This is a genomic window from Aeromonas sp. PS2Canimalfood6 (assembly GCF_048276795.1).
In the GTDB taxonomy this organism is placed as follows: Bacteria; Pseudomonadota; Gammaproteobacteria; order Enterobacterales; family Aeromonadaceae; genus Aeromonas; species Aeromonas caviae.
Genome location: NZ_JBLUXC010000139.1, coordinates 1 through 1035, shown reverse-complemented (window position 1 = coordinate 1035; position 1035 = coordinate 1). Strand labels below are relative to the sequence as shown.

Annotated in this window: 1 protein-coding gene; it reads left to right on the top strand. The window is 53.4% G+C overall.

The features are described from left to right. Position 1: 1 nt before the first annotated feature. Positions 2 to 1016, top strand: a protein-coding gene (locus tag ACNPAA_RS20910; protein ID WP_279988401.1) for an IS630 family transposase whose coding sequence is annotated in 2 segments (ribosomal slippage) — positions 2 to 448 and positions 450 to 1016 — 1014 coding nt in all. Because the reading frame shifts where the segments join, the coding sequence is not laid out codon by codon here. Positions 1017 to 1035 lie beyond the last annotated feature (19 nt).

Genomic DNA, 1035 nt, shown 5'->3' with positions numbered 1-1035 from the left:
AATCGATTTCTTGGCCCTCGCCAAGGCAGAAACCAACGCCAGGAAACGCATGCGATTCCTGGCGTTAGCACACTTTCAAGAAGGTCATTCCAGAACTGACATTGCCCGCTTTCTCAAAGTCAGCCGCACAAGTGTCAACAAATGGGTGAGCAACTTCTTGCTACACGGCGTGGCGGGGCTGGATAGTGTCCGTCCACCAGGCCGACCCGCCAAGCTCGGCGCCGAACAGCTATCCCAGCTTAGCGAATATATCGACCAACAAAGCCGGCTGGCCATCGGGGGACGACTGCAAGGTACTGATATTCAAACGTATATCGAACGAGAGTTTGGTGTGGCCTATGAACTCTCCAATGTCTACCGCCTCCTCAGAGAGCTGGGGTTTTCCTGGATAACCAGTCGCTCACGACATCCGAAGCAGGATGGGCAGGTGCAGGAAGCTTTTAAAAAACTTCCAGCTGGAAACGATCCTTAACATCCCGGGTCATGTTGCGCTTGCCAATGTCGATGTCTGGTTTCAGGACGAAGCCCGGTTTGGTCAACAAAATACGACTACCCGACTGTGGGCCAGGCGTGGCAGTCGCCCCCGAGCTATTCAGCAACAACAATTCGAGTACGTCTATCTCTTCGGTGCCGTCTGCCCTGCAACCGGGACAACGGAAGCCTTGCTCAGTCCTCTGGTAAACCGGGAGGTGATGAAGCAGCACTTGGCACTGATTGCAGCACGAACAAAGCCGGGTCGTCATGCGGTGGTGATCATGGACGGCGCCGGATGGCATACCATGGAATGTGCGGATGACTTCCCCAATCTCAGCCTGATCAAGCTCCCTCCCTATTCTCCCGAACTCAATCCCATTGAACAGGTATGGAGCTGGCTTCGTCAGCATGTGTTGGCTAATCGCAGCTTCAAGGATTACGACGACATCCTTGATGCCTGCACATCGGCCTGGAAGCACTTTATTGCCGATGTGGAGCGGGTGATGTCACTTTGTAGCCGAGATTGGATAAAACTGACCTAATGTTTAATCCGATTGGTAT